General features: G+C 45.0%; 18 protein-coding genes. 17 read left to right on the top strand and 1 reads right to left on the bottom strand.

From position 1 onward, the window contains the following. The first annotated feature begins 8 nt into the window (after nt 1-8). The 5 genes from LJE72_RS19090 to LJE72_RS19070 all read left to right on the top strand — a co-directional run bounded on the left by LJE72_RS19090 (nt 9) and on the right by LJE72_RS19070 (nt 6,191). On the top strand, nt 9-644 hold the full coding sequence (locus LJE72_RS19090) for a redox-sensing transcriptional repressor Rex (RefSeq protein ID WP_229249584.1): 636 nt from the start codon (nt 9-11) through the stop codon (nt 642-644). A 228-nt stretch (nt 645-872) separates the two neighbouring features. Further along, the gene (cimA, locus tag LJE72_RS19085) at nt 873-2,456 is read left to right on the top strand and encodes a citramalate synthase (RefSeq protein WP_229249583.1); all 1,584 of its coding nucleotides are present in this window, start codon (nt 873-875) and stop codon (nt 2,454-2,456) included. A 407-nt stretch (nt 2,457-2,863) separates the two neighbouring features. Beyond that, the gene (aspA, locus tag LJE72_RS19080; protein WP_229249582.1) at nt 2,864-4,267 is read left to right on the top strand and encodes an aspartate ammonia-lyase; all 1,404 of its coding nucleotides are present in this window, start codon (nt 2,864-2,866) and stop codon (nt 4,265-4,267) included. 186 nt (nt 4,268-4,453) lie between these two features. Beyond that, nucleotides 4,454-4,591 carry a hypothetical protein gene (locus tag LJE72_RS19075; RefSeq protein WP_229249581.1) on the top strand — a complete coding sequence of 46 codons (138 nt, stop codon included), beginning with the start codon at nt 4,454-4,456 and terminating at the stop codon, nt 4,589-4,591. Between the two features lie 328 nt (nt 4,592-4,919). Then, complete coding sequence (locus LJE72_RS19070) at nt 4,920-6,191, top strand: RidA family protein (RefSeq protein ID WP_229249580.1); 1,272 nt, start codon at nt 4,920-4,922, stop codon at nt 6,189-6,191. A gap of 411 nt (nt 6,192-6,602) precedes the next feature. Here the strand turns inward: LJE72_RS19070 and LJE72_RS19065 are convergent, their stop codons facing one another. Then, on the bottom strand, nt 6,603-7,142 hold the full coding sequence (locus tag LJE72_RS19065) for a nitroreductase family protein (RefSeq protein WP_229249579.1): 540 nt from the start codon (nt 7,140-7,142) through the stop codon (nt 6,603-6,605). A 463-nt stretch (nt 7,143-7,605) separates the two neighbouring features. Between LJE72_RS19065 and LJE72_RS19060 the strand changes: the two genes are divergently transcribed. From LJE72_RS19060 to LJE72_RS19005, 12 genes are all read left to right on the top strand, one after another. Beyond that, nucleotides 7,606-7,869 (top strand): DUF4321 domain-containing protein, encoded by a 264-nt coding sequence (locus LJE72_RS19060; RefSeq protein WP_073028211.1) that lies wholly within the window; start codon nt 7,606-7,608, stop codon nt 7,867-7,869. Between the two features lies 1 nt (nt 7,870). After that, nucleotides 7,871-8,527, top strand: coding sequence for a Maf family protein (locus LJE72_RS19055; protein WP_229249578.1), 657 nt, complete (start codon nt 7,871-7,873; stop codon nt 8,525-8,527). Next, on the top strand, nt 8,478-9,161 hold the full coding sequence (gene radC / locus LJE72_RS19050) for a RadC family protein (RefSeq protein WP_073028061.1): 684 nt from the start codon (nt 8,478-8,480) through the stop codon (nt 9,159-9,161). Before LJE72_RS19055 ends, radC begins: the two co-directional genes overlap by 50 nt. 255 nt (nt 9,162-9,416) lie before the next feature. Beyond that, the gene (locus LJE72_RS19045) at nt 9,417-10,442 is read left to right on the top strand and encodes a rod shape-determining protein (RefSeq protein ID WP_229249577.1); all 1,026 of its coding nucleotides are present in this window, start codon (nt 9,417-9,419) and stop codon (nt 10,440-10,442) included. 21 nt (nt 10,443-10,463) lie between these two features. Continuing rightward, the gene (gene mreC / locus LJE72_RS19040) at nt 10,464-11,330 is read left to right on the top strand and encodes a rod shape-determining protein MreC (RefSeq protein ID WP_229249576.1); all 867 of its coding nucleotides are present in this window, start codon (nt 10,464-10,466) and stop codon (nt 11,328-11,330) included. Between the two features lies 1 nt (nt 11,331). Next, entirely contained in the window at nt 11,332-11,838 is a 507-nt protein-coding gene (gene mreD, locus LJE72_RS19035; protein WP_229249575.1) for a rod shape-determining protein MreD, read from the top strand. A 341-nt stretch (nt 11,839-12,179) separates the two neighbouring features. Further along, the gene (gene mrdA, locus LJE72_RS19030) at nt 12,180-14,300 is read left to right on the top strand and encodes a penicillin-binding protein 2 (RefSeq protein ID WP_229249574.1); all 2,121 of its coding nucleotides are present in this window, start codon (nt 12,180-12,182) and stop codon (nt 14,298-14,300) included. A 204-nt stretch (nt 14,301-14,504) separates the two neighbouring features. Continuing rightward, nucleotides 14,505-15,173: a septum site-determining protein MinC gene (gene minC, locus LJE72_RS19025; protein WP_229249573.1), complete on the top strand. Its 669-nt coding sequence runs from the start codon at nt 14,505-14,507 to the stop codon at nt 15,171-15,173. A 37-nt stretch (nt 15,174-15,210) separates the two neighbouring features. Beyond that, complete coding sequence (gene minD / locus LJE72_RS19020; protein ID WP_229249572.1) at nt 15,211-16,005, top strand: septum site-determining protein MinD; 795 nt, start codon at nt 15,211-15,213, stop codon at nt 16,003-16,005. Between the two features lie 29 nt (nt 16,006-16,034). Further along, nucleotides 16,035-16,322 (top strand): cell division topological specificity factor MinE, encoded by a 288-nt coding sequence (minE, locus tag LJE72_RS19015; RefSeq protein WP_229249599.1) that lies wholly within the window; start codon nt 16,035-16,037, stop codon nt 16,320-16,322. 254 nt (nt 16,323-16,576) lie between these two features. Continuing rightward, nucleotides 16,577-17,737: a rod shape-determining protein RodA gene (gene rodA / locus LJE72_RS19010; RefSeq protein ID WP_229249571.1), complete on the top strand. Its 1,161-nt coding sequence runs from the start codon at nt 16,577-16,579 to the stop codon at nt 17,735-17,737. Between the two features lie 547 nt (nt 17,738-18,284). Then, nucleotides 18,285-19,052 (top strand): murein hydrolase activator EnvC family protein, encoded by a 768-nt coding sequence (locus tag LJE72_RS19005; protein WP_229249570.1) that lies wholly within the window; start codon nt 18,285-18,287, stop codon nt 19,050-19,052. The last annotated feature ends 13 nt before the right edge of the window (nt 19,053-19,065 follow it).

Here is a 19,065-nt window from a genome sequence, read left to right as displayed (position 1 = left end):
GGAACTTATTGAAAACGCTAAAAATTCCAGAGGCAACAATTATTCGGCTTTCAGTTTACTCACGTCATTTAACTGACGTCGATCGCAAAGGAATTATAACCACATCCTCGGGGGAAATTGCTGATGGAGTCGGCGTTAGTCCTGCACAAGTGCGGAAAGACTTAGCCTACTTTGGGGAGTTTGGAACAAGAGGCGTTGGTTATAATGTTAAAGATCTCCGCCAACATATTATGCGGATTCTTGGGTTAAGTGCAGATTGGAGTGTAACCTTGGTTGGGGTCGGAAACTTAGGCTTGGCGTTGAGTACATATAAAGGGTTCAGAGACCGTGGCTTTATCATCACAAGTATTTTCGACGCAGATCCCAAAAAGGTCGGAACCGTTGTTGAAGGCGTGAAAGTTCTGCCTATCGACCAGTTAGAAACTGTCGTAAGGCAAAATCGTACCCAAATCGGGATTGTAGCTGTACCTTCAGAGTTTGCGCAAGAAATCGTTGATCAATTAATTAAATCCGGAGTGGCTGCCATTCTTAATTTTGCTCCTGTGGTATTAAATGTTCCTCCGGAGATTGAACTGCGTAATGTTGACCTGGCGGTAAACCTTGAAGTATTGACCTTTAATGTCTGCGGACAAAGGTGCTATTAATTAATTGTACTGTTGTATATCAACGTGAACCTGTCGTATAATAGCACAATAAGAAGTGTATCTAGGGTTCCGCTGAAAGGGTCTGGACCGAGCGATACAGGTTGGAAAGATACCAGCTACACCGTGTGGGAAAAAAGCCCCGTGGCAAGTTCTTAGGAACTCGTTATGGGGCTTTTGAGTATTATTCTTTATAGCCGCGGTTGTGCCGGAGAATAGAGGGGGAGAACAATGAATCAAGATCAGACGAAGAGAAAAATTACAATTTATGATACAACCTTGAGAGATGGTGCTCAGGGGGAAGGAATTCATTTTTCCACCCAAGATAAACTTAGTTATATAAAACGAATCGAGGATATGGGAAATCTTTATGTGGAAGCAGGATGGCCCGGTGCTAACCCGCGGGATGAAGAGTTTTTCCAGCAATGTGGAAACCTACAATCCCCTCTGACAAGTATCGTAGCCTTTGGCAGTACGTGCAAGGTTATGGAGTCTCCCGAAAAGAGTGAGATTTTGCTTAAACTTCTGGCTTCAGGGGCCAAGACCATTGCGATCTTCGGGAAAACCTGGGATTTACATGTTCGGGACGTTTTACGGACAACACCGGAGGAAAACCTCCGCATCATTCGAGAATCAGTTTCCTTTTTGCTTCAGCAAGGACGAGACGTCTTTTTTGACGCAGAGCATTTCTTTGACGGTTTTAAGGAAAACCCTGATTATGCATTGAAGTGTATTTCAGCCGCACTTGATGGTGGGGCGAAGACCATTGTTTTATGTGATACAAACGGAGGAAGTCTGCCGGGGGAAATCAGTCTTGGGGTTCAAGCAGTCAAGAAGGATTTTTCGCCCCAGGAACTGGGCATTCATGTTCACAATGACCGAGGTCTTGCAGTGGCCAATTCGCTGATGGCAGTGGAAGCTGGAGTGACTCAAATTCAAGGAACTTGGAATGGATTTGGAGAACGGTGTGGCAATGCTAATTTAAGTACCCTTATTCCCTTATTACAGATCAAAGGAGACTATGATGTGGTTTCTGATGCTGCTTTATTAAAAATCACTTCCTTCTCACGTTATGTTGCGGAGCTTACGAATGCACCTTTTGATGAGAAACAGCCCTTTGTGGGGAGAAGTGCCTTTGCTCATAAGGCAGGAATGCACGTGGATGCCATATTGAAAAACCAGCGAACCTTTGAACACATGGACCCGGCTGACGTCGGAAACGAACGACGTATTTTAATTTCTGACCAAGCGGGGAAAGCTAATATCTTGGAACGTCTGCGTCGCTTCGAGCCTGAAATGCGCAAGGACGATCCGCGAGTTGAGATTGCCATGAATGAGATCAAGGAGTTAGAGCATAATGGATTCCAATTTGAAGCTGCGGAAGGGAGTCTGGATCTATTACTTTTACGTACACTTGGTAAGTTAAGTACTCCTATGTTTGAAGTCTTAGATTATCATGTTTGGAGTGATCCTTTGCGAGGAGAACTTGATTCTGTCGCCGTAGTCAAGGTTAAAGTGGGTGAGGAAACTGTACAAATTGCCTCAGAAGGAAACGGACCGGTCAATGCCTTAGACACAGCTTTGCGGCAGGCCTTGGCTAAGTTCTTCCCCATCTTAGGCAAAAGCGAGTTAGTGAACTATAAGGTAAGAGTGCTGGACGGTTCCCACGGAACGGAAGCTATCGTGCGTGTAATAATAGATACTCGCCTGGAGAATGAAGTGTGGGGGACTATCGGGGTTTCTAAGAATATTTTGAGGGCCAGTGCTCAGGCGTTGCTGGATGCGATTAATTGGACGATATGGAGTGGGAAGTAGGTCGGGTCGCAGGGGTCTTTGGAACGTCGAAGGAGAGTTGAGTTATACTTGCTGGTCGTGAGAGGGTCGCGTCAACACTTGCTTGGCCGTGCGCTCGTCGTGCCAAACTAGGGCTTTAATCCGGATGCATGAGAGCAGGGTTCCCGGCCAGTGCGACGTCCGCCGGCCATGGATGGCCAAGTGTCCCTGTAGCCCGAAGACACTGTCTTCGCACGAATTAGCCTTCTTGCAGGATGGCGAGAAGGGACCCTGTCGCATGGCCGGCGGAACACGTCCGTGTGTTCCGCCCTGCTGGATGGAAGCGGATTAAAGCCGAGTTTGGCTACGACTGGCGCAGAGGCGTCGCTGCGTGTGAACGCGACCCTCTTGGGCTGGGAAAGACAAAAATTGTAGGGGAGATATGAGATATGCGGCAAGAAAAGGATTTGATTGGAATTCATGATGTCCCGGATGACGTGTATTATGGTATTCAAACACTCCGTGCCACGGAGAATTTCCCTATTACCGGATATCCCCCCCATGGAGAATTGATCCGTGCTATTGGCATGGTTAAAGGTGCGGCGGCTGAAGCGAATATGCATATTGGGGCTTTGAGTCCTGGGATTGGTAAGGCTATTGTTGAAGCTTCTAAGGAATTGATCGATGGAAAGTTTCACGAGCAATTTGTGGTGGATGTGATTCAGGGCGGGGCTGGAACGTCTATGAATATGAACGCTAATGAAGTCATTGCTAATCGGGCCATCGAGATTTTAGGCGGGAAAAAGGGTGAGTATTTCAAAGTTCACCCCAATACTCATGTAAATATGGCTCAAAGTACCAATGATGTTTTTCCCACGGCAATTCGTATTGCTTGCTTAAATGTGGCCCATGATTTGCTCCAAGTCTTAGACAGTTTGCGCCAATCCTTTGAAGATAAGGCCCAAGAGTTTGACGGTGTCATTAAAATGGGGAGAACTCATCTTCAAGACGCTGTTCCTATTCGCTTAGGACAGGAGTTTGCAGCCTATGCGCACATGTTAGGGCGGGATATTAAGAGAATTAAAGAAGCCATTCGATCTCTTGAAGTTATAAATATGGGAGCAACGGCAGTTGGCACCGGGTTAAATGCTGATCCTCGCTATATTGAGAAAGTGACAGAGCTGATGCAAGGATGGACAAGTCTGCCTTTGCGTCTTGCCGAGGATCTGGTGGATGCTACTCAGAACACAGATGCATTCATGGAAGTTTCCGGATCTTTAAGAACTTTAGCGGTGAACCTTTCAAAAATAGCCAATGACCTGCGTCTGATGGCCTCCGGTCCACGAACCGGGTTAAATGAATTGAATTTACCGCCCATGCAACCGGGCTCTTCCATCATGCCAGGAAAGGTTAATCCGGTAATCGCTGAAGTGGTGAATCAGGTAGCTTTTCAGGTTCAAGGGAACGACTTTACCATCGGTTTAGCCTGTGGGGCCGGCCAACTTGAGCTCAATGTTATGGAGCCTGTCGTTGTTTTTAATTTACTCCAATCCCTGGACATTTTGCGCAATGTGACCCGTGTCTTCAGAGAACGCTGTGTGGCAGGTATTACCGCAAATGTAGAACGTTGCAGGGCAATGGTGGAAAACAGTGTCGGACTGGTTACGGCAATTAACCCCCATGTGGGATATGAAGTGGCTTCAATCATAGCCAAAGAGGCCATTCTTTATGGGCGGCCGGTCTCGGAAATCGTCTTAGAAAAAGGGATTCTATCGAAAGAGGAACTTGATTTGATTTTAAACCCATATGAGATGACCAGACCAGGAATAGCGGGGGTAGAGCTGTTGAGATAGGCAGAGTGGCGTCGCCTTGCTCGGCAATGAGCGGGTCTGCCAAAATAGAACTAAGGATTAAAATTTAAAGACATTCTCTTTAAATAGATGCTATAATATGGAATATGCTTAATCTTTATGTTGATGCACACTTGTAGGATTTAGGACATTAACTTTTACAAGTTCAAATTTCGAGCGGTGAAAATAATGCCAGATGAAGTTAAGATAATAGGGTTTAAAGAAGTAGAAAAAATATTGAGTGCATTGACGGATGATTACGGAATGAGCACGGAATGCCTATCGAATTTAATCGAGCTTAATGCAAAAGAGGAAGCCCAGAGATAATTATTTTCCTGGGCTTTCTCTTTGAAGTTTTTGCACTCAATTTGTATAGAATTCATGTTGAATTTTATACCCGTGATTAGCGATTATAACCGTGATTCGTAGTTTTGAACTCACCAATCGGAACCCGTTATATTGCTCGAACAAAATAATACCAGTTCATTTATACATATTTATTGATAAATAAGTACACTAATACAGTTAGGATCAGTAATGTAAGCGCATGTTTGGATGGATAGGTCTGTAGTATGTGATATTGGCAAGCCGATAGTAACTTAAAACATACACAAATATATCCATTGAAAAATTTATCATAAAGGGGAATACTATCATGAGCAACTATAACGCAGTATTAGCTAGAAATACGGAAAATGCTCCAAAAGGTATCGGTCCATATTCACAAACTGTAGCTTTCTCTCATTACAATCATCTTTCAGCTCAATTACCCATTGATCCAAAATCCGGCAAGTTGGTAGCCGGTGGTGCAAAAGAGCAGGCTGAACAGTGCTTAAAAAATATCAAAGCAATTGTAGACAGCATCGACCATGTTATGAGCGATGTTGTTAGAATCACTGTGTTCGTTAAGAATATCAAAGATATTGATGCTGTAGACGAAGTTTATAAAACATTCTTCCCAGGCTATGTTCCTACACGGACGAATGTCGCAGTTGCAGCTTTGCCTATGGATGCTTTAGTGCAAATTGAAGCACTTGTTTCACACGGTGAAGGTACAATTCCAAACGCACCACAAGCAGGCGACCTCATAAAGCTTACAAATAACACGGCTAATGCGCCAACATGTCCTCTATCCACGCAAGCTGTAGCTTTTTCTCATTACAATCATCTTTCAGCTCAATTACCTATCGATCCAAAATCTGGTAGAGTGGTGGCCGGTGGTGTAAAAGAGCAGGCTGGACAGTGCTTAAAGAATATCAAGGCAATTTTAGAAAGTATGGACGTTCCTTTTGACGATATTGTTAAAATTAATATCTTCCTCAAAAACCTCTCGGATATTGAAGCCGTAAACGAAGTTTATACAACATTTTTCCCAGACTCGGCTATCGCCAGGGCCGCAGCCTATGTCCCTGCACGGACAACAGTTGCAGCTTCAGCTTTACCTATGGATGCTTTGGTACAAATTGAAGCAGTGGTGTCACACGGAGATGGTACACCCCCACAAGCTGCTGAAGACAGGCATGGACTCATCATAGAAGCAAACAATACGGAAAATGCACCAAAAAGTTCTCTATCTACACAAACTGTAGCTTTTTCTCATTACAATCATCTTTCAGCTCAATTACCTCTAAACCCCAAAACCGGTGAAATGGCAGCTGGTGGTGTAAAAGAGCAGGCTGGACAGTGCTTAAAAAATATCAAGGCAATTGTAGAAAGTCTCGACCACGTTATGGACGATGTGGTTAAAGTAAATATCTTCCTTAAAAATATCGCAGATATTAATGCTGTAGACGAAGTTTACACAACGTTCTTCCCAAGCGGTGTTCCTGCACGAAGAACAGTTGGCGTATCAGCTTTACCTAAAGATGCTTTAGTCCAAATCGATGCAGTTGTATCAAACGCTGAAGGAACACCTCCAAAAGCATAACAGGCATTTGTTTGTAAATACAGGAACGATCTCAAATGAAAATTGAGGGCATAACAAAAAAACTGGGTTAGCTTGCGAATCTATGGGATTGAATTTTATAGAGGGTGACACCTAAACTTTGAGTTTGACTGCCAAGTCGTGGCTATTTTCCTGCTAATAAATTGCTGATTCATAGGCTAATAACGTGCTAAAAACTTGCGATTTTGTCTGTTGAATTAAGGATTCAACTCCAAAATGGAACCCCTTACTTGAAGAAGTGGGAGTCTCGGAATTGAAAAAACGTTAACTAGGAAAAGGGGCTGATGCAAACGAACAAAGTTCGTAGTGCATCAGCCCCTCGTTGACTTGTACGATCAGTGACATAACGCAGGGTTAATTGGAGACTACAAGACTACGACTCTTTGTACTTTTTTACCAATTTTCATAATGTATGAGGTCTTCGAGTTTTTTTCGGGGTCGTGCTTTCGGTGTTTCATCGGCATAACCAAGAGTGATAATGCCAATGACATATTTATCAGCAGGAATATTTAAAACGGGTCTGATTTCTTCTTGGATAAACCATGCAACCCAACAAGTACCTAGTCCTAAGTTTTCAGCTTCAAGCAGTATATGTCCTATGGAAATTGAGGTATCCCTGATTATCTGCTTGAGTTCTGCCAGGGGACTATTTTCATTTAACAATAGATCCGCGCCTTCAGCTATTCTAGAACGTATATCAGCAACACACACGATGAAAATCGGCGCTGTGAGCATCCATTTTTGGTTATTAGATACTTTAGCTAACTGATGTCTAATCAATTCTGATTTAACGACAATAAAATGCCACGGTTGTGTATTGTCACCGGAAGGAGCCAGCCTTGCACTCTCCAGTAACTCAATTATTTTTTCATCTTCAACCGGTTCATCAGTATATTTCCTTATACTTCTGCGCATTTTAATTTCTTTAATCATATTATTAAATTCCTTTCCTTAAGAATTGCATCAATGAATTACACAATTCTAATAAAATATGTATTAAATCATAAATTAACTCATGCCGTAATTATAACATGAGTTTCAATGGCAACCTATTCACTCGTCCTAACCGTTTAAATAAAACTATATAGAGAGATTGGAATTTTACTTCCAGATATCTCATTATTGAATTAAGTTTCTGGATATGAAAAACATCCGTGATTTTCATATGGAGTAACTAGGTAAATACACAGCAATTTCACTGACAATATCGGATATGCATCTCAAAATTAAACCCGCTATTCATTGAATTAGGGCTGTTTCTTTCATGTTTTATATAGTGAAGAAGAACCCTGTCGAACTTGCTTAGTCATGGTGAAGATGCTACACTTATATGAAGGCTTTTTAGGAGTCAATCTTGGTTTTTACAGACTTGCTGTGTACGGAAGGGGAAAGAATTATGGCGGTTGGACGAAATTCCTCAGGGGCAGGAAGAACCGTCTTGCTTATTATGATTGGAGCGGCCCTGGGGACTTTAGTTGGTTTTGGTTTGGAAAAATACGGTATTCTTGCTCCGTTTTTACGGCCGGCTGTCATCGATATACCCTCTCATACATATGTGGATTTCTTTTTTCTCTCGCTCTCTTTTGGTTGTCGTATAAGTATTACAATCGCAACCCTTTTGGGAGCTGTGGGAGGTTATTTGCTGTCAAGGAAGGTGTAACATGCTCGTGCTTGCTTCTTCATCTCCTCGCAGGGCGTCATTGCTTCGTGAGAGAGGGTACGTTTTTGAAAGGGTTAAGGCTTCTGTTTCAGAAGAATTAGCGGAAGGGATTCCTCCGGAGATAGGGGTCAGACAGTTGGCAGTACGCAAGGCTGAAGCGGGTTTAGCAGAGTGGTTAGAGCTTGGCGGAGACAAATCGGACCTTGTATTGGGAGCGGATACCATGGTAGTGCTGGACTCCATCATTTTAGGGAAACCAGCTTCACCCTTGGAAGCAGAGGAAATTCTGCAAAGGTTAAGCGGCCGTACTCACGTTGTTCTAACCGGCGTAGCATTAATCTCCGGATCGGGGAAAATTGTTGCGGATGTGGTGGAAACCATTGTAAACTTTCGCCCACTTGGAGCGGATGAAATAAAGGAATATGTTGCTACCGGAGAACCGATGGATAAAGCAGGAGCTTATGGGATTCAGGGGGAAGCTAAAAAATTTGTCACATCCATTCAAGGGTCCTTGACAAACGTTATTGGCTTACCCATGGAATATCTCTCGGAACAGCTTAGGGCGTGGGGGATCGAGCAGACAAACATCGCTTCACGTGAGGTGGATAATGGATTATCGGCGTCTGAAGGATTTACCGGAGGAACTTCTGCCCCGTGAGCGACTTTATCAATTAGGTCCTGAAGCCTTATCGAATCACGAAGTTTTGGCTATTCTTTTACGGACCGGTATCAAGGGAGAAAATGTCTTGACTTTAGCGGAACGCATCTTGGTATGTGTGGGCGGACTTTCGGGGTTAGGAAAGCTGACTGTTCATGAGTTAGCCCAAATACATGGCTTAGGTAAGGCCAAATCCGCAGAGGTGAAGGCTGCCTTGGAATTAGGGCGTCGTTCAGTTTCCGTGGATCCCATGTCCAGACCGGTAGTCAACTCTCCTCAGGATGTGGCCCATATAGTTATGGAAGAAATGCGCTTCCTTGATCGTGAGCATTTTCGAGTTGTCTCTCTATCGACAAAGAATCATGTTTTAGGGATCAGCCCGGTCTCAGTAGGTTCCCTCAATTCATCCCTGGTACACCCGCGGGAATGTTTTAAAGAAGCAATACGGCGAAATTCTAACGCCATTATTTTATTGCACAACCATCCCAGTGGGGATCCAACCCCCAGTCAGGAAGACATTGAGGTAACTCGTCGCCTGTCAGATGGAGGGAAGATTCTCGGGATTGAAGTTTTAGATCACGTGATTATCGGAGATAATCGTTTTATCAGCTTGAAGGAACGCGGAATCCTGTAGTCGTGGTTCGTGGTTCGATTTTCGTGGTTCGAATGTGAATTCGATTCTGCGAATCGAAGAACAGGAATAGACTTTCTGGCTTTTAATGAATGCCCGGTCAGGTATTTGTTACGAATCATGTACGCCGGTGGAGGCTTTCGTCAACGAGGTAGAATAAGGAACGCCCACTTGAAGAAGCGGGAGTCCCGGAATTGATAAAGAATAACGAGCAACGAATATATCGAACCTGAAATTTGGAAGGAGCTTAACAAAACCATGGCGTTTTTCAACTATTTTAGCAGGGATTTAGGAATAGACTTAGGAACCGCAAATACTGTGGTTCATGTGAAGGGAAAAGGGATTGTTGTACGGGAACCCTCCGTTGTGGCAATGGATATCACTACAAAAACCCCTATGGCTGTGGGGGATAAAGCTAAGGAAATGATCGGGCGGACTCCAAGTAATATTGTAGCAATTCGTCCCTTGAAAGATGGAGTCATCTCTGATTTCAATGTCACACAGAAAATGCTCAAATATTTTATCAGCCGAGCTTTAGGGACAGAACACCCATATATTCGCCCGCGGGTTGTTATCTGCGTACCTTCCGGAGTTACCCCCGTTGAAGAACGGGCAGTGAAAGAGGCAGCTATGGCGGCAGGTGCAAAAGATCCGATAATTTTAGAAGAGCCCATGGCGGCTGCGATTGGGGCAGGACTCCCCGTCAGTGAGCCGACAGGAAACATGATCGTCGATATTGGCGGAGGGACAACAGAAGTTGCTGTGATTTCCTTAGGCGGAATCGTGACAAGCCGGTCAATTCGTGTAGCGGGAGATGAAATGGACGATGCCATCATCGCTCATATTAAACGACGCTATAATTTAATGATCGGTTATCGCACGGCTGAAACCCTCAAATTTGAAATTGGATATGCTTACAAAGCCGAAAAAGGAATGTACACTGTACGTGGACGGGACCTATTGACGGGACTTCCTAAGACCATTGATGTAACCTCGGAAGAAATCCAAGAAGCCTTACAAGAACCGGTAATGGCAATTGTGGATGCGGTTAAATCCTGTTTGGAAAAGACTCCGCCGGAATTATCATCCGACATTATGGATCGTGGCATTATGATGGCAGGTGGCGGCTCGTTACTGCGCAACCTGGATCGACTTATTTCAGAGGAAACAGGTATTGCGGTGCACATAGCGGAGGACCCATTGTCCTGTGTCGCTATAGGGACAGGAAATGTATTGGAACATGCAGAAATCCTTCGTAGAATTGCCGCCTCGCAAAAGAGCTAAAAAGAGCGGGGAGGATTTGTGGTGAGGAAAAAGCGAGTCAATATAACGGGAATTGCGGTTCTCGTTTTCTTTCTCTTATTAGGGGTGCTGATAGCGATTCGGTTTACGGGAATGGGAAGTGATTTTCCTAACCCTGTTGGGGGAGTCATGCAACGTGTTTTAAGCCCTTTAGAACAACCAATTCTTCAGATTGGGAATGTGATAAAGAATAATACCCGGGCGTTTTGGAGTTTCACTGAGGTAGCCCGTCAAAACGAAGAACTGCTCAAGAAGGTTGACCGGCTTACAGGAGATAATATTAAGCTGAAAACAGAAATCTTGGCTGGGATGCGATATAATGAGCTTGATCAGGGTCAGTTTCGCAGTCCAACCCTGGAAAAGTTTGAAAAGGTTGGGGCTTCCGTAGTTAATCGCAACCCGACCACTTGGTACCGGACGTTAACCTTAAATCGTGGAAGCCAGGATGGGATTGTGGCCAATGCCCCAGTTATTGGAGACTTGGGGCTTATAGGAAAAATCGTGTCCGTTACGTCGACCACGTCTGAAGTCTTGTTAATCCTCGATGGGGAAGGGCAGGTCAGTGCGTTGGTGCGTGGGAGCACTGCCAACAGTACCTTTGGCATTGTGCAAGGGAACTATCAGCGCGGCTCCCGTCTGACAGCGGAAGGGAATTTACAAATGCTTTTTCGCAGAGAGGACAGCATTAACGTAGGAGACTTAGTATTTACCTCCGGCCTGGGGGGAGTTTACCCCAAAGATGTTCCCATCGGGCAAGTCAAGGAAATCCAATTAGACCCTTCCGGTTTGCTTAAGACTGCTTATATTAAACCACTCATCGACTTTGACTCCTTAGAAGAGGTATATATCGTTAAAATGGTTGGTGGATAATGTGCGTTATGTTTTGATTGCGGTTATGTTTCTCTTAAGCCTGATTTTACCGGGCACACTTTTTCACTTTTGGTCTTGGTCAGGGATCAAACCGGATTTGCTCATGCTTTTAACCATTTATATAGCCATGCATCACAGACTTCGTTCAGGTTTAATTTGGGGTCTGGTTGCGGGCTTCTTAGAAGATCTTTATTTGGGGCGTTACATTGGAATGTATACTCTCACCCTCGTGGTGGTCGCCTTTTTAAGCTATTGGTTAGCAGAACGCTGGTATCGAGAAAATTTTCTTTTAACGACCTTTACGGTGTTCATTGTCACCTCAGTGGGACAAATGTTAGTTGCTTTTTTGAGTTTAGGCGCGGGACTTCATTGGACCCTGGGGGATATCGGCCGATTTGTAATCGGGGTTTCCTTGTATAACGCCATCATGGTTCCCCTAACCTATCCTTTGATTCATCAGTCCTTCGTTCGCGGCTGGCTGCGTTATCGACCGAAATATGAACGCTAAAAATTGCAGTCCAAATCGTGGTTTGATATTCGTAGTTCGTGGTTCGAAATTGAAGCGAACAAGTTCGCAGAACGATTTAATTCATCAGGCAAGTTTAGACGCAAGTTAGGTAGTTCAATGTAAGTCGAAAACATCCCCGACCTTACGCAAAGTGGCCTTCAAAGGGGAAGCAAGAGAATCATCCCCTTGTTCCCACAACTGCGCTTCGAATTTATCCTTAAGCACCAACCTGTTAACATTAGGATTGAGCTCGAACATCTATTCCGATTCTTCGATTCGTAGAATCGAATTCACACTCGAACAACGAATATCGAACCACGATAAAGGGGGGAGTTTTTTGAATGGATGATAGAGAACGAAAACCCTATACCTATCGGCTCTGGGGCTTGAGCGCCGTAGTTGTGCTTATTTTTTTAATTCTAAGCTTTAACCTATGGCGCTTACAGATTGCCCAAGGTTCTTATTATTCTGCCATGGCCAAAGGCAACGTCATGAAGCTGGTCAAGGTGGCTCCTACAAGGGGAGATATTGTGGACAGAAATGGTAAGCTTTTGGTAACGAGTATTCCTGAGTTCGTTGTCCACTTAAATTGGATGGATTTGCAACAGGCAAAAGGGGATGAGTGGAAAGATGTTGTCAAACAATTAGCATTTTACATTCAGCCGGAATGGCCCAATGCCAATCAAACCGTCGAGTCAATTGCTGAAGATATTTTCGCCAATATTCAGAATCACCAATGGGAACGCTATCGCCCTGTCATTATTCTCGATGAGATTTCCCCCGAGCTCCAGGCCGTTATTGCAGAACACCAGGAGGAGCTTCCCGGCGTAAGTGTGGATGCAATTCCTGTTCGTTCATACCCCGAAACAACCTTACTTGGTCAGCTCCTAGGGTATGTTCGAGAGATTTCAGATCCGGAAATTGCTCAGTTTAATAAAGACACAGATGCTCAGGAGGTCGGTTTTGAGTACGCACAGGGGGACCTGGTCGGCAAAATGGGGGTTGAAAAATCCTATGACTTCTGGCTGCGAGGGAAGGAAGGGGTTCAACAAGTTGAAGTTGATAATAATGCCCGTCCTGTTTCTAAACAGATCATCCAAGAAGCGGAAGCGGGAAAGACGGTTCAACTGACCCTTGATGCAGACCTGCAAAAGACCGTGGATGATACCCTGGATCAGGTTATACTGGATATTCAAAAGCAAAACCCGGCTGCCCATGCGGGAGCAGCTGTCGTGATGGATGTCAATACCGGCAAGATCCTAGCCATGACTTCTCGTCCGGCAATGGATCCCAATGACTTGATCGGCATCATATCCGATCAAATGGCTGATAAGTATTGGCCCCAAGATCCTAAACGCGCCTCAGAAGCAGCTTCCCTAAATCGGGCCTTGACCGGTTTATATCCACCGGGATCCACCTTTAAAATGGTGACAGCTATGTCTGCTTTGCAATCGAAACAAACCACGCCCTATGAGCAGATTGATGACAGACTCTCCTCTTTAGGGGGGCGTGGTGCTCAACAACAAGGGGTTGAGGAATGGGGCGGCAATTACTTCGGGCTTGTCAACCTTTATCGAGCCATGGCTAAATCCTCAAATATTTACTTTGAAATCATGGGTCGCCGAGTTTTTGATTCTAATCCGGAAACCATCGGACAGGTCGCCCGGGAATTCGGTCTGGGTATTGAAAGCGGGATTGATTTACCCGGCGAAGCTAAAGGAATTTCCCCTTCAGCCGAATGGAAGAAAACTTATTTTACAAATATCCATGAAAATGCCCTTAAGTCCCGTGATGAAGCACTGGCGAAGATTGAGAGCGATTACGCTCCCAAACTGGAGCAGGCTGCGGAGGAGACAAACAGACAGCTGGTGCAAAAAGAGAAAGACGCTGAAATTAAAAAGATTAATGATTTGTATAAACTGCGAACGTTGGAACCTCTTGAATGGCAAGCCTATGACAGTTACAACAATTCCATCGGGCAAGGGTATAACGCCTACACTCCTGTGCAATTAGCTAACTATGTGGCAACCATAGTAAACGGAGGCAAGCATTATCGCCCCTTTGTAGTGGATAAACTCTTGGATTCGCGTACAGGGGAGACGGTTCAACAATTTGAACCTAAGGTTCTCAATACCGTCTCCGTTTCTCCTGAAATCTTAGATCAGGTTAAACAGGCGATGGGTGGCGTAACGACCGGAGAAGGAACCGCCAACTGGCTCTTCGCAGATGTACCGGAATTTACAGGCGGAGGGAAAACAGGAACCGCCCAGATCGGATCGAAAGATACGATTTCCGGAGAAATATACAACGGGGTCTTTGTGGCCTTTGCTCCTTATGATAATCCACAGGTTGCCTTCGCAGGGGTTGTTGAATTTGGAGGACACGGCGGAGAAACAGCAGGTTACGTCGCCAAGGCGGCTTTTATGAAATATTTTGGTTGGAAGAACACGAATGGAGGCTGAAAAACGAGGAAATTTATCCTCGTTTTTTTCATTTGGATAAAGGGAATTTGGACAGGCTTGTAGAATTTATAGGAGTGCATTTATAGAAAACTCAGCTTGGCGTCGAGTTTTGCGAAGGCGCCTGCTTAGTTGCACTTATGCCACCCGAAATAATATACTTTATGACCGGTAGAATTTATGACAAGCAATGGGGGATTGTGCAGGTTGACACGGACAGAACATGTGGCACTAAAGGGCACCCGCGACGGATTGGTGTTATACTTAGATCCGGTTGCGAACTTTGAATTGCTAATGAATGAACTCGATAACCTTATGAAGAACTCTGACCAATTCCTCCAGGGAGCAACCGTTCGGTGCTATGCTGGGAAAAGAGAGTTTTCCGAGGATGAACACGCTGGTTTGACAACCGTTTTGAAACAGAACGGGTTGGAACTTGCCGGATGGATGACCTCGGAAGAAGTCTACCTTCCCAAAGCCAGGTCCTATGTACCAGATGCACGCTGGGAGGAAGGGATGTCGGAAGGACACTGTCTCTTTATGGAACGCACGCTTCGTTCCGGAAAAAGTGTGCAGTATGAGGGGCATGTTGTTGTGCTGGGTGATGTTAACCCGGGGGCGGAAATTATAGCGACCGGTAACATTGTCGTTCTGGGTTCCCTTAGAGGAGTTGCCCATGCCGGAGCGACAGGTGATCGGAAGGCCTCAGTAAGCGCCTATCATTTGGCACCTACTCAATTACGAATTGCAGATTTGGTGACTAGGGCACCGGATGATGGAACGGATGGACGAGGTCCGGAGATAGCTAGGATCAAAGATGATCAATTAATGGTTGAAGCGGCCGGAATGAGTGGTTGGCGCGGCAAGGCCCGTTAATGAGAGAATAAGTCTATAGGGAAAGGCAGGTCTAACTATGGGTGAGGTAATCGTAGTAACTTCCGGAAAAGGGGGCGTAGGCAAGACGACCACATCGGCAAATATCGGCACAGGATTAGCCAGTAACGGTCATAAAGTCGTTCTTGTCGATACAGATATCGGTTTGCGTAACCTTGATGTCGTCTTGGGTTTAGAAAATCGTATTGTTTACGATCTGGTGGATGTAACGAGTGGGAATTGCCGCTTGAAACAAGCGCTTATCAAAGATAAACGTTTTCCAAATCTCTTTTTGCTTCCCGCTGCACAAACAAAGGATAAAACAGCCGTTAACCCTGAACAGATGAAAGCACTGGCTGAGGAGCTTAAAACAGAATTTGATTATGCAATTATTGACTGCCCGGCAGGAATTGAGCAAGGATTCCGCAATGCGATTGCCGGTGCAGATCGAGCGGTTGTCGTTTGTACTCCTGAAGTCAGTGCAGTCCGCGACGCAGACCGAATTATCGGCTTACTGGAAGCTGCGGAGCTGAGAAATCCGAAATTGATCATTAACCGTCTGCGCCCGGATATGGTGAAACGCGGAGATATGATGGATATCTCGGATATTTTAGATATTTTAGCTATCGAGCTCATTGGTGTGGTTCCGGAAGACGAGAGCATCGTGGTTTCTACGAACCGTGGTGAGCCCGCTGTCATGGATATGGGATCAAAAGCTGGAGAGGCTTACCGGCGGATTACGAAGAGAATCGAGGGGGAAGACATCCCACTGATGAACCTTGATGTACCCGTAGGAATTATGGATAGACTCAAGAGGCTCATTGGCATAGGTTGACCGTTCGGTACTGAGAGGAGGAATTGTCCTTGTTAGAATTTATCAGCCGAATGCTAGGCAGGGAAAGCGCCTCGAGCAAGACGGTGGCAAAAGAACGTCTGCGGCTCGTCTTAGTGCATGACCGTGCCAGCATCTCGCCTGCCATGCTCAACAAATTAAGAGAAGATTTAGTTAAAGTTATCTCAAACTACATGGAAATCGACGAAGCTGCACTTGAGTTTAATCTCTGTCAGGATGATCGGGAAGTGGCCTTGGTTGCCAACATTCCAGTCGTGAAAATGAAGCGGGATTATGCAACCAAAGAGTTAGCCGAATAGAATAAGGATTTTGCAATAACCTTTTTTCTAGAAGGGCATGACACGTTATTGTCATGCCCTTTTCAACTTGCTGCCATAAGGTCCCTAGTTTCAACTATGGGGATATAAGGCAATTCTAAAGACTTCGTAGTATTAGTTTAGTGCTCCGGGTATAAGAGATGTATGAACCACTAATCTCGAACTTCGAACATCGCCTTGGATATGATATAATGAGCAAGCAAGGATTCAGCAAATAACCTAAGGGGATTTTTCACGTGGATAGACGAGCATTAAGAAATCTGGACGTGTTATTCATTCTGTTTACATTTCTGTTATTAGCAGCTAGTCTCGTGATCTTGAGTACAGCTTCAATCAATGTGATAAAATCAGATCCTTTTCACTATGTGGAGACCCAAACTGTCTGGATTGTGACGGGGATTGTAATTGCAGTGGTTATTGCCGTCATCGATTATCAGAAATGGCAATATTTTCGCTGGTGGATATATGGTTTTAATATAGTGCTGCTCTTGATCGTCATCTTTTTCGGAGACACAGCTAAGGGTGCCACCCGCTGGATTTACTTTACTGATAGCATAGGGATTCAGCCCTCAGAGTTTGCCAAAATTTTTATTATTCTCACCTTCGCAGATTTTTTAGCGAAGCGCAAGGGCAGGCTGAATGATATCAAGGATTTTATCCCGCCGTTTTTATTTATGCTAGGCCCCATGCTCCTGATCTTTAAGCAACCGGATTTAGGAACGACTTTAGTTTTTGTGGCCATATTTATCGGTATGATGTTCGTTGCCGGAGCTAACCCCTGGAAATTTGGAGGCTTGTTATTGGGGGGAGCCGCAGTAGTGGGGATAGTCCTTTGGCTCCACTTCTCCACGGACTTGCCGGGGTGGTTACAATGGGCTCAAGGGCTCCCGCTTCCGCTGCAGGAATATCAGTTGAATCGTCTGGTTATCTTCATGGATCCGGCATCAGATCGGTCAGGAGACGGATGGCACATTCTTCAATCTCTCTGGGCGATAGGGTCAGGTGGTTTATGGGGAAAGGGATACCGCGGGGGAACCCAGGGTCAGTTGAACTTTCTGCCGGAGCACCACACAGACTTCGTTTTCTCTGTGGTCGGAGAAGAGTTCGGCTTTATCGGAACCATCACTTTACTGTTCCTCTTTTTGATCTTTCTTTTGCGCAGCATCTATATTACTATAAGAGCTCGTGATATGTACGGAATGTTGATAGGTACGGGTGTTGTTTCGATGTTTACCTTTCATATTCTCGTCAATGTCGGTATGACCTCCGGAATCATGCCTGTCACAGGAATTCCCCTTCCTCTCATCAGTGCCGGAGGCAGTGCCATGTGGTCAAATATGGCCGCAATCGGCTTGTTGTTAAGTGTAAACTTAAGGCACCGCAGGCTGATGTTTTGATCGTGGTCCATAATCGTGGTTCGATATTCGTAGTTCGTGGTTCGAATTAGAAGCGAACAAAGTTCGCACAGTATTTAAAGCCTCAGCCTGATTTTAACCTACGTTCACGGTCTAAGGTTTAAGTTGATTCTAAGGTCAAGTCTGTTCTTGGATTCGCAGAATCCAAATCACAATTCCAACCTCGTACCTCGAACTTCGGCTCTCGAAATAGAACTGCACGCAGTTCTATTTTTTTTGCCTATTTCATAGACTATTAATGGGCGTACGAGCCATAGTTGAGGCATTAGGCACAAATATTGAGTATAGAGAATAGAAAATTGAGGTTCGGGGTTTAAGGTTCGAGGTTTCCAAAAGTTCGACCTTCGAGTCGAAGGGAACAAAGTTCGCATAGTACTTAAAACCTCCAGCCTAAGTTAAAAGCTAAATGCAATTATGTTCTTCGATTCGCAGAATCGAATTCAAAGTTCGAACCAGGAACTAGGAGCCGCGAACTACGAACTACGAACTACGAATATCGAACCACGAACCACGAAAAGGGGGGGAGCGGATGAATCCTTTTGAACGTTGGGATGATTGGGAATGGGAACGGGCGATCCAGGAAGTTGGCAAAGAACAGGGGCGGGGTAAATCCACGCCACGCAATAACCAATACACTCGTCATCGAAATCCTGTCAAGAAAGAGTGGGGAAACTTCCTGAACCATTGGAATGGTACCCAGAAGCGAACCTTCTTAGCTGCCATGATGTTCCTAATGGTGTTTTTTAGTGCCAATAGTTCAGATCAAGTTTCCTTAGCTGTCCATTCTATCTATCGGGGTGCTATGGATTCAGGGAATTATTACACAGCTCTCAATAATATGGCGAAAGAAGCATTGTCTTTGGGGGGGGTGCCCAGTGAAAGTGTCCCCGTGGATCTGAAGATGAAAGGGAAATTCTTACCTCCCATTTCCGGACCGGTCATGGCCGGATTTGGAGACGTGGGAAGTGATGATTCAGTCCATCAAGGACTCGACGTGGGAAGTGCCTTGGGAATTCCTGTGATTACGCCTGCCGGCGGGGTTGTAACTATCGTCGGGGTAGACCCTCAGTTGGGTAAAATAGTTAAAATTGATTTTGGAGATGGGTGGACCACGGTGCTTGGAAATCTCGGCGAAATAAAGGTTGACGAAGGTCAGCGCATTGAGAAGGGACAGGTGGTAGGAACTGTTGGTCTTTCCGCGCCTCTCAAAAAACCATGGCTTCATTTTGAACTAAGAAAAAATAATCAACCCGTTAATCCAATCCCTTATCTCGTACCTCCTGAGGCTAAGAATTAGAGGGATTAAGAAA

Origin of the sequence: Desulfosporosinus shakirovi, assembly GCF_020595055.1 — a bacterium.
GTDB lineage: Bacteria > Bacillota > Desulfitobacteriia > Desulfitobacteriales > Desulfitobacteriaceae > Desulfosporosinus > Desulfosporosinus shakirovi.
Note: the sequence above shows the minus strand (reverse complement) of the source record. Positions and strands in the feature narration are given on the sequence as shown.

Excerpts from the sequence above, each read along its gene's own strand:
- cimA (WP_229249583.1), top strand. The coding sequence starts at position 873 with ATGAATCAAGATCAGACGAAGAGAAAAATTACAATTTATGATACAACC.
- aspA (WP_229249582.1), top strand. The coding sequence starts at position 2,864 with ATGCGGCAAGAAAAGGATTTGATTGGAATTCATGATGTCCCGGATGAC.
- LJE72_RS19075 (WP_229249581.1), top strand. The coding sequence starts at position 4,454 with ATGCCAGATGAAGTTAAGATAATAGGGTTTAAAGAAGTAGAAAAAATA.
- LJE72_RS19070 (WP_229249580.1), top strand. The coding sequence starts at position 4,920 with ATGAGCAACTATAACGCAGTATTAGCTAGAAATACGGAAAATGCTCCA.
- LJE72_RS19065 (WP_229249579.1), bottom strand. The coding sequence starts at position 7,142 with ATGATTAAAGAAATTAAAATGCGCAGAAGTATAAGGAAATATACTGAT.
- LJE72_RS19060 (WP_073028211.1), top strand. The coding sequence starts at position 7,606 with ATGGCGGTTGGACGAAATTCCTCAGGGGCAGGAAGAACCGTCTTGCTT.
- LJE72_RS19055 (WP_229249578.1), top strand. The coding sequence starts at position 7,871 with ATGCTCGTGCTTGCTTCTTCATCTCCTCGCAGGGCGTCATTGCTTCGT.
- radC (WP_073028061.1), top strand. The coding sequence starts at position 8,478 with ATGGATTATCGGCGTCTGAAGGATTTACCGGAGGAACTTCTGCCCCGT.
- LJE72_RS19045 (WP_229249577.1), top strand. The coding sequence starts at position 9,417 with ATGGCGTTTTTCAACTATTTTAGCAGGGATTTAGGAATAGACTTAGGA.
- mrdA (WP_229249574.1), top strand. The coding sequence starts at position 12,180 with ATGGATGATAGAGAACGAAAACCCTATACCTATCGGCTCTGGGGCTTG.
- minD (WP_229249572.1), top strand. The coding sequence starts at position 15,211 with ATGGGTGAGGTAATCGTAGTAACTTCCGGAAAAGGGGGCGTAGGCAAG.
- LJE72_RS19005 (WP_229249570.1), top strand. The coding sequence starts at position 18,285 with ATGAATCCTTTTGAACGTTGGGATGATTGGGAATGGGAACGGGCGATC.